Raw genomic sequence first — 9,642 nt, 5'->3', positions numbered from 1 at the left:
AAAGCGGCAAGTGCTGAGTTTAGCGAATCGCTATTAGCAAAATCTCCGTAAATCCGAACATAGTATTCGTCTTTTTCTTTATCTCGATAGCCTTTAATAAAAAATGGTTTAAGAGCATACAAATTTTTTCGCTTTTCAAGAGGTAATTTTAATATACTATCTTTTTTTTCCTGAAAAAAACTATTAAATGAAAAAATAGTATCTTTGGACAAGAAGTCTGTATTTAAGGAATCAGACGTTAATTTTGCCAATCTTGCATTCATTAAATAAGAATACGAAAGACTACCTTCTTGATTAAAAGTAATTTCTTCGGTTATAGTGCAGCTAATGAGTAATTTGGTTAAAAATAATAAACATAAAATTTTGGATATTAATTTCATATTGGTGTGAATTTTTAAGTAATTTATTTTGTAATATCTTTTCCACTTTTTAGCCAGTTGTTAAGGCCACCATCTAAATTATAAATGATTTGAAATCCGTAATTCTTTAAAATTTTTGCAGCATACATACTGCGAATTCCTGAATTACAATAGATTGCAATGGGGCTGTTTTTATCTAGGTTCTGTATTTGGTTTACAAAGCTGGGATCATCCACGCCGATATTAATAGCATCGTAAATATGACCGTTTTTATACTCTAATAAAGTTCTTACATCTACTATCTGTGTTTGGCGTATTCCAATTTCCCAGGAAAATGAAGGTACAGAAAGAGTCTGTATTGAGTTTTCTTCTTCCTGAGTATGGGGTAATGAGGAAGAAATTGTATCCATAGATGTAACCATACTATCTTTTTTCAATGAAGACAGTACTGATTTAACCTTAGCTGGAGCTGAAGATGCCGGAGGTTTACTGTTTCTCGGTAAATCAGTAATTAAAATTCCGACTTCAGGAGGTGTGGTATATTTATTTACGGATCCGGCCGTATGACTTTTACAGGAAAGTAAAATCAAACAGAATAACATTATTAAAAATAATTTATTCATAGATTTGAAACAATTAAGAATTCAAAGTTAACTATTTTTACAAGTATATGAAAAAATTTATTCGGGCACTAGGTAGTGGATTGCTTTTCGCTTTATCTTGGCCCACGTATGGATTTCCCTTTTTGCTATTTTTTGCATTTGTTCCCCTATTATTGGTAGAACATGAAATTACTGTAAAAAAAGAAAAATTTTCTGGTTGGAAAGTTTTTGGGTTATCCTACTTGTCATTTTTGATATGGAATTGGGCGACTACCCAATGGCTTCATTTTTCTCAAAACCCGGACGGGTCCTATTCCTGGATAGCCTTCTTCTTTCCTCTGTTTGTGAATAGTTTACTCATGTCTCTTATTTTTGCCTTATATCATTTGGTGAAAAGAAGAATCGGAACGAGAGGAGGAATGCTTTTTTTTCCTACTATATGGATTTGCTTTGAAAAATTTCATTTAAACTGGGAAATGTCCTGGCCTTGGTTAAATTTAGGAAATGCCTTTGCCGATTATCCACAAGTAATCCAGTGGTATGAAATAACAGGAACATTTGGAGGAACCTTATGGGTTTTACTGATCAATCTAATTTTCTTTTACTACATTCGTGCTTACCAAGTCACTCATAATAAGAATTATATTGGAAAATCCCTCTGCTATTCACTAGCTGGACTAGGACTACCTATTGCGATTTCCTTTCTTATGTATCAATCATATAAAGAAAAATCATTCGAAAAAGAAGAAGTAGTATTGGCGCAACCTGCTCTAGATCCTTATACCGATAAGTATAGTAAAGACGGAGCCCTTATTCTAAAAAATCTATTAACCACTGTAGAAAAAGAAATTACTCCTCGCACCCGATTTGTAGTTGCCCCGGAAACAGCATTTCCCGGAAATGGATTTGTATTTATTAACAATATTGAAAACAACGCTTATATAAATTATATAAAGGAATGGTTAAAAAGTTATCCGCAATTGAACTTTGTATCGGGAGTATCATTGGCAAAATATTTTCCCCGTCAACAAACTCCAACGGCACGTTATCTTAAAGGTCAAAATCAATGGGTAGATCTGTATAACTCTGCGGTACAGATTAATTTAAAAGATTCCGCTCAATATTATAATAAATCGAAATTGGTAGTAGGAGTGGAGCATTTTCCCTATTCCAGCATACTAAAACCGTTAGTAGGACAGTATTTGTTGGATTTTGGAGGATCTATGGAAAGCTTGGGAGTTCAAGACGAGCCTATTCTCTTTACAAATTCCGAAAATCAATCCAAGATAGCTCCTATTATCTGTTATGAGAGTATATACGGAGAATATGTCTCAGAATTTGTAAAAAGAGGAGCTAATGCATTATTTATTATGACTAATGATTCTTGGTGGAGCAATTCCCAAGGACATAAGCAGCTATTGGCATATGCGCGTTTGAGAGCCATAGAAACCAGACGAGATATCGCTCGTTCGGCAAATAGCGGAATTTCAGTATTTATAAATCAAAGGGGAGATATTGTAAAACAGTTGGCATATGGAAAGCAGGGGGCTTTAAAGGGCAACATTAACCTTACTTCATCTCAAACTATCTATGTTAAATATGGAGATGTAATTGCCAGAATAGCCTTACTATTGGCAGGAATTATAATCGCATATGCTATATCTAAAGCTATTTTGTCCAAGATAAGTAGGAATACTATAAAAAGTAGAGTAAGCTAGAAAAAATAAAAAGTAAAAAAGTTGTAAGAGTCAAAAATAATTTGTTATTTTGCAACCCGATTCAATGAAAAAGAATATTATTTAGATTTAAGATAATGGCTAGGATTTGTCAAATAACAGGAAAGCGTGCAATGGTAGGTAATAATGTGTCGCACGCTAATAACAAAACAAAAAGACGTTTTGAAATAAATTTGATGGAGAAAAAATTCTATTTACCATCAGAAGATACTTGGATATTTTTAAAAGTATCTGCTCATGGTTTAAGAATTATAGATAAAATAGGAATTGAAGAAGCTGTAGCTAGAGCTCGCAAACAAGGTCTTATCAATTACTAAAAATTAAAATTAAAAAATGGCAAAGAAAGGTAATAGAGTACAGGTTATTTTAGAATGTACTGAGCATAAAGAGAGTGGAATGCCGGGAGTGTCTCGTTATATAACAACTAAGAATAAAAAGAATACTCCGGAAAGAATCGAATTGAAAAAATTCAATCCGGTGTTGAAAAAATATACTATTCACAAAGAAATTAAATAATAAATTTTAGTCATGGCAAAGAAGGTTGTAGCAACATTACGTACAGAATCTAAAAAAATGACCAAAGTGATCAAAATGGTAAAATCTCCTAAAACAGGAGCTTACGTTTTTGAAGAAAAAGTTGTGAATGCGGATAACGTTGACACATTTTTAAAACAGAAATAGTTTTCATAACATAGGTTTTTAAGGTTTTAAAAAATCATTCACAATAAAGTGAATGATTTTTTTTTTATTTTTGTTATATTATATATCTCTATGAGTTGGTTTAAAAAAATTTTCGGAAAAGAAAAAAAAGAAACATTAGATAAAGGATTGGAAAAATCTAACCGATCTTTTTTTGATAAAATTGGGAGGGCTATTGCAGGAAAAAGCAAGGTAGATGAAGAAGTACTTGATGACTTGGAGGAAGTATTGATCTCTTCCGATGTAGGAATAGAAACCACATTAAAAATAATAAAAAAAATAGAAGAACGAGCTGCTAGAGATAAATTTATGAATACTTCGGAATTAGATCAGATTCTTAAAGAAGAAATCATGAGTTTATTAGCTGAGAATAAAAATTCAGATTTGGAATTTGAAATTCCGGAAGGGAAAAAACCGTATGTAATAATGGTAGTAGGAGTAAATGGGGTTGGAAAAACGACTACGATAGGAAAATTAGCGTATCAGTTTAAACAGCAAGGCAAAAAAGTAGTGTTGGGAGCCTCGGATACTTTCAGGGCGGCAGCAGTGGATCAGTTGACCATATGGTCGGAAAGGGTAGGTGTTCCCATAATAAAGCAAAGCATGGGCTCAGATCCTGCTTCTGTAGCCTTTGATACGGTCCAATCGGCCCAAGCTCAAGGCGCAGATGTGGTATTGATTGATACAGCGGGAAGATTGCATAATAAAATCAATCTGATGAATGAGCTAAGTAAGATTAAAAGAGTTATGCAAAAAGTAATTCCGGATGCCCCTCATGAAATCCTTTTGGTTTTAGACGGATCTACAGGACAAAATGCATTTGAACAGGCAAAACAGTTTACGGCTGCAACCGAAGTAAGCGCTTTAGCCGTAACAAAGCTTGACGGTACGGCAAAAGGAGGTGTGGTAATCGGTATATCAGACCAATTTAAAATACCAGTAAAATATATTGGAGTAGGTGAAAAAATGGAAGATCTGCAACCCTTCAATAAGTATGAATTCGTGGACAGCTTCTTTAAGAAAAATTAGACTATAAATTCTCTTACTATCGTGAAAAGAGTGATCTACTTGCTATGTTTTTTAGCCTTTTGTTATGGATGTAAATCACAACAACCTATATCGGTGGCAAACGATAAGCTCTGCAAGATAGAATATTCCAAGTATGGAGGAATGTTAGGATTTAAAGAGACTCTTACACTGACTCAAGATAGTATCCTGTATACCTCTCTTATAGGGCGCACTCATAAAAGAGAAGAAGGATTTGAAAAAACACCTGCAGCTATATGGGAGAAATTAGATTCATCAGCAGATATTTTGCAGTTGGATTCCCTGAAAAGTGGAGAAAGCCGTTTACCTCATGATGGGAAAGATACAAAATACATTATTTCTTTATGTTCCGGAAAGAAATATTTGTTGATAAATGTTGAGGATTCTAATGCATTTAAAAAAATGAATAGTTTTTTTACCACCATCATAGAAATTAAAAACAACATAAAAAAGACAGAAAAATAATAGTAAAATAATGATTATGAAAATAAATAAAATTGGATTTCTATTTTTGTTTATTATTTTTACAGCATGTAAAAGTTCTTTTTGCTCTAGAGAAAAGAAAATATTATATACGAATCCCGATTCACCTGCAAGAGTTTTAAAAATATCCGATAAAAAAGATTCGCTTCTATTAAGAAAACCATCAAAGGATGTAAGAAAAATACAAAAGAATAAAGATTTGGAACAATTAGTAAAAAAATTATATCTTACTATGTTGGAGGAAAATGGAGTAGGGATAGCAGCTCCCCAGATAGGCATTAATCGTAATGTATTTTTATTCTATCGTTTAGATAAGGAGGAAAAAACTGTTGAATTAGCGATTAATCCGCGTATCATTTCTTATTCTCCGGAATTTATATGTTTCCAAAAGGACGGTTGCCTATCGGTTCCTGATAAATATGGAGCTTCTCGACGTTATTCATGGATTGAAGTTGAATATATTGACCAAAACAAGAAAAAAGTCACTCATAAATTTTTAGGAGGTAGTCGTACTGAAGATTATACAGGAACCATATTCCAACACGAATATGATCATATTCAAGGAAAGCTTTATATTGATAAACCGTGTAAATCTAATTAGTTTTTTAAGTTTTTACAAAAATGTTTCAAGATACTATATGTGCATTGGCTACCCCGAATGGAATAGGTGCGTTGGGAATTATACGAGTTTCGGGTAAAGATTCTATTTCGATTGTAAATGGGGTATTTAAGGGTAAAAATCTCAATGAAGTGCCTTCACATACCGTCCATTATGGATTTATTGTAGATGAGGATGAAACTATAGATGAGGTGATGGTCTCTATTTTTTTAGCTCCTAAAACTTTTACAGCTGAAAACCTGGTGGAAATATCCTGTCACGGATCTCAATACATAGAACAGCAGCTATTAGCTTTGTTATTAAAAAAAGGCTGTCGTTTAGCTTTTGCCGGAGAATTTACTCAACGGGCTTTTCTCAATGGAAGAATAGACCTGAGCCAGGCTGAAGCAGTGGCAGATTTAATTGCAGCCGAAAATAAAGCGAGCCATGATATGGCTCTATCTCAGATGAGAGGTGGTTTTTCTTCGCTTTTAAAAGAGCTGCGGGTAGAATTGTTGGATTTAGCCTCTCTGTTGGAATTGGAATTGGATTTCTCTGAAGAAGATGTAGAATTTGCGGACCGTTCTCAACTTATACAGTTAATGGATAAAATTTTAGGAGTAATTAATCCTTTGATTGAATCTTTTTCCTATGGAAATGCGCTTAAAAATGGAGTACCGGTAACTATTTTAGGAAAACCAAATGCTGGAAAATCTACCCTGTTAAATGCTTTGTTGCAGGAAGAGCGAGCTATTGTAAGTGAAATTGCTGGAACCACTAGAGATACCATTGAAGAATCCTTGATTATTAATGGAATTCATTTTCGGTTTATAGATACTGCCGGATTGCGGGATACTGAAGACCAAATAGAAGCGATTGGTGTGGCTAAAGCACTGCAAAAGGCAAAGGAAGCTTCTATTATTTTATATTTGGCAGATTTACAGCAATTGGACTGGAAAGAAATAAAATCAGATTTGGATAAATTCCAACGGGATAATGTTCATATACTTATATGTTTGACTAAATTGGATACAATCTGCAGTTTTACTACTTCTGAAATTCCTGAAGATATTTCACAAAATTATACTGTTCTCACTATTTCTGCTAAAGAAAACTCAAATCTTTCAGAACTTAAGGAAAGTATGCATTCTTATATAGAATCTCAAAAAGTTGCTTCACAAACCATTATAAACAATGTGCGCCATCTTAATGCTCTCATCCGTTCCCGCGAATCATTGTTATTATGTGAAGAAGGCCTAAAAACTGGAATTAGCAGCGAGCTGGTTGCAATTGATTTACGCCGTGCTTTAGAAGCCTTGGGAGAAATTGTTGGTCAGGTTTCTAACGACGAGCTTCTCGGAAATATTTTTAGTAAGTTCTGCATCGGTAAATAGACTAAGAAAACAAGGGAAAATAAAGTGCTATAAAAAGAAAATATAAATATAATAAGCTGTCGGCAGTTTCTATGCTCAAGAGGAATTGAGATTGCACCGAATAAACCGTATCAAAACCATTCAAGGTTCTTTGGCTATCGAGGGTAATACCTTGACGACAGATTAAATAACAGCAATTTTAGATGGCAAACCTGTTATCGCGCAGATCAATGAAGTGCAAGAGATACGCAATGCCATCAAAGCCTATGAACTGCTTGATAAATTGAATCCTAACAATATAGATGATCTCCTTAAAGCACATCTTACAATGGAGATAGGCTTGATTGATGATGCAGGACATTTTAGATCAGGAGGCGTTGGTGTTGCTTCCGGTGAAGAGATTATTCATTATGCACCACCTGTACATCTTGTACCTCAATTAATGAAAGAACTTTTCGAATGGCTGAATAACACAGAAGAGCATCCTTTTGATAAAGAGCTGTATATTTCTCATTATGAATTTGAATTTATACATCCTTTTTCGGATGGTAACGGGCGGACAGGTAGATTGTGGCAAACTCTCATTCTTACCTATTGGCGACCTGTGTTCAAGAATTTACCTATTGAAAATATTGTTTATAAATATCAAAAGGAGTATTATAATGCAATTGCAATTAGCGGAGGAGAAATTGGATGTACGCCATTCATTGAGTTTATTTTAGGTGTGATTGATGAAACATTGGCACTTGAAAGCAGTTCTCCAAGCTCAACACGAGACAAGATCTTAGAACAAATACGTAACAATCCTAAGATTACGCGTAACGAACTAGCTTCTATTTTGGGCATACCCCCCGATGGTGTTAAATATCACCTTCAAAAAATGGCAGCAGAAGGTGTTATTATTCGTCATGGTACAGCTAGGAATGGTTATTGGGCGATTATTTCATAAGATTAGCTCAGCAAACGCACTATAAATGTGCAAATAATGTAAATATTTGTTCTATTTGAGTGCAATAATCTTATATTTGTAGAAAATAGATGATTCATGGAAAAGTTATTTGAATATTCCAACAAACTAATAAAAGAGACTGATACAGGTTTCTTACGCTATATGTACGATGAGATCAATTGGCAAAGCCGAATGATTGGTCTTATCGGACCTCGTGGTGTAGGTAAAACGACCTTAGTATTACAATATATCAAACAGAATCTAAACCCGACTGAAACGCTTTATGTGACAGCAGAGGACTTTTATTTTGTAGACAATAGGATTACAGAATTGGTAGATACTTTTGTTAAATACGGAGGTAAATACTTGTTTATAGATGAAATTCATAAATATAAGGATTGGGCTAAGGAACTAAAACTGATTTATGACTATCATAAAGATTTGAAGGTTGTATTTACAGGCTCTTCTGTTTTGGATATAAAGAAAGGAGCTTCCGACCTAAGCCGTAGAGCCATTATTTATAATATGCAAGGCTTATCTTTTCGTGAATATCTGAAACTGTTTCACAATATATCTGCAAATACATATTCTTTAGAAGAAATATTGCAACACAAAGTTGAGATTGCAGAAATGGACCGCCCTTTACCTCTTTTTGCTGATTATTTGAAAAGAGGATATTATCCGTTTGTTTTGGAAGAGCATTTTGATATACGCTTAGGGCAGATAATTAACCAAACGTTGGAAAATGATATTCCGATGTATGCGAATATGAATGTAGCAACAGGGAGAAAGCTTAAACAATTACTTGCTATCATCTCCAAAAGTGCACCATTCAAACCCAATATGAGCAAAATAGCCGAACTGTTATCAGCTAGTAGAAACAACATTTCGGATTATTGCCTGTATATAGAAGAAGCGGGCATGATAGCTCAACTGAGAGATAATACGGGCGGTATTCGAGGATTGGGTAAGGTGGCTAAAATATATTTGGACAATACCAATCTGATATACAGCCTTGCGGAAGACACGTCTAACATCGGAAATATTCGGGAGACATTCTTTTTAAATCAAATGCGAGTGAAACATGATGTGTTTACATCACCTGTTTCTGATTTTATGATTGCTGACAAAACTTTTCAAGTCGGAGGCAAGAACAAAGGACAAAAACAGATTAAAGAAATTGAAAACGGATATATTGTAAAAGATGATATAGAAAACGGATTTTTAAATATTATCCCATTGTGGCAATTGGGGTTAACGTATTGAATTCGTTTTAAACAAATTACTAATATTGAAAACAAAGGAAAGTAAAAGGATATTATACAACAAAAATAACTTTCTGTATCGGAAAATAGACCGGAGCATTAAAAAAAATCCAAGAGAAATAGCCGATAGTAGATATCTTTCTAAATAAGGGTTATAGGAATATTTTACTTTCTGGTTGCTAGTAATTCTATACTTATTCATCCAAAATTTTTATTGATTATTTATTAACTTTTTATCCCAGGGCATATATTTTAGCACGGATTCCAATTATAAATTTGAAACAGAGACATCTATGTCTGATAAAAAGAAACCTGTAAATAATACTACAACAAAAGAATTAGAATAATAGATATATGAAGTTAATCGCGTAAAAACAAAATATTTACCATTATAAAAATAGGAAAAAATGCGAAAGAATACACAAGATAATTTAAATTTCCTTTGACTATGGATTTATTAATGGTTCAGATGACTCAGATCCTGATGTATATGTATATCCATTTGCACCTAGTCCGGCTCCAAAATTTCCT

12 protein-coding genes are annotated in these 9,642 nt (G+C 33.7%); 10 read left to right on the top strand and 2 right to left on the bottom strand.

All coding sequences use genetic code 11. The features are described from left to right. Together M3Z80_RS07820 and M3Z80_RS07815 are read right to left on the bottom strand one after the other, a co-directional pair. Positions 1–380: hypothetical protein (locus M3Z80_RS07820; protein WP_459251449.1), on the bottom strand; the 380-nt coding region annotated here is incomplete at its 3' end. Positions 381–403: 23 nt separating this feature from the next. After that, on the bottom strand, positions 404–982 hold the full coding sequence (locus tag M3Z80_RS07815; protein WP_293918987.1) for a rhodanese-like domain-containing protein: 579 nt from the start codon (positions 980–982) through the stop codon (positions 404–406). 47 nt (positions 983–1,029) lie between these two features. On the opposite strand from M3Z80_RS07815, the gene lnt reads away from it, so the two are divergent. The 10 genes from lnt to M3Z80_RS07765 all read left to right on the top strand — a co-directional run bounded on the left by lnt (position 1,030) and on the right by M3Z80_RS07765 (position 9,112). After that, positions 1,030–2,679 (top strand): apolipoprotein N-acyltransferase, encoded by a 1,650-nt coding sequence (gene lnt, locus M3Z80_RS07810; RefSeq protein WP_293918985.1) that lies wholly within the window; start codon positions 1,030–1,032, stop codon positions 2,677–2,679. Between the two features lie 95 nt (positions 2,680–2,774). Further along, positions 2,775–3,014 (top strand): 50S ribosomal protein L28, encoded by a 240-nt coding sequence (gene rpmB, locus M3Z80_RS07805; protein ID WP_293918984.1) that lies wholly within the window; start codon positions 2,775–2,777, stop codon positions 3,012–3,014. Between the two features lie 16 nt (positions 3,015–3,030). Then, entirely contained in the window at positions 3,031–3,213 is a 183-nt protein-coding gene (gene rpmG, locus M3Z80_RS07800) for a 50S ribosomal protein L33 (RefSeq protein WP_055425117.1), read from the top strand. Positions 3,214–3,225: 12 nt separating this feature from the next. Then, positions 3,226–3,378, top strand: a complete 153-nt coding sequence (locus tag M3Z80_RS07795; RefSeq protein ID WP_293918982.1) for a DUF4295 domain-containing protein — start codon at positions 3,226–3,228, stop codon at positions 3,376–3,378. Positions 3,379–3,468: 90 nt separating this feature from the next. Further along, the gene (ftsY, locus tag M3Z80_RS07790; protein WP_293918981.1) at positions 3,469–4,425 is read left to right on the top strand and encodes a signal recognition particle-docking protein FtsY; all 957 of its coding nucleotides are present in this window, start codon (positions 3,469–3,471) and stop codon (positions 4,423–4,425) included. A gap of 21 nt (positions 4,426–4,446) precedes the next feature. Next, positions 4,447–4,908, top strand: a complete 462-nt coding sequence (locus tag M3Z80_RS07785; RefSeq protein ID WP_293918980.1) for a hypothetical protein — start codon at positions 4,447–4,449, stop codon at positions 4,906–4,908. A 16-nt stretch (positions 4,909–4,924) separates the two neighbouring features. Further along, on the top strand, positions 4,925–5,527 hold the full coding sequence (def, locus tag M3Z80_RS07780; protein WP_293918979.1) for a peptide deformylase: 603 nt from the start codon (positions 4,925–4,927) through the stop codon (positions 5,525–5,527). A 20-nt stretch (positions 5,528–5,547) separates the two neighbouring features. After that, a complete protein-coding gene (gene mnmE / locus M3Z80_RS07775) occupies positions 5,548–6,918 on the top strand; it encodes a tRNA uridine-5-carboxymethylaminomethyl(34) synthesis GTPase MnmE (protein WP_293918978.1) in 1,371 nt (456 codons plus the stop codon). Between the two features lie 214 nt (positions 6,919–7,132). Further along, a complete protein-coding gene (locus M3Z80_RS07770; protein WP_293918977.1) occupies positions 7,133–7,846 on the top strand; it encodes a Fic family protein in 714 nt (237 codons plus the stop codon). A 96-nt stretch (positions 7,847–7,942) separates the two neighbouring features. After that, on the top strand, positions 7,943–9,112 hold the full coding sequence (locus M3Z80_RS07765) for an ATP-binding protein (RefSeq protein WP_293918976.1): 1,170 nt from the start codon (positions 7,943–7,945) through the stop codon (positions 9,110–9,112). Positions 9,113–9,642 lie beyond the last annotated feature (530 nt).

It is taken from the genome of Apibacter sp., assembly GCF_025291155.1.
In the GTDB taxonomy this organism is placed as follows: domain Bacteria; phylum Bacteroidota; class Bacteroidia; order Flavobacteriales; family Weeksellaceae; genus Apibacter.
Note: the sequence above shows the minus strand (reverse complement) of the source record. Positions and strands in the feature narration are given on the sequence as shown.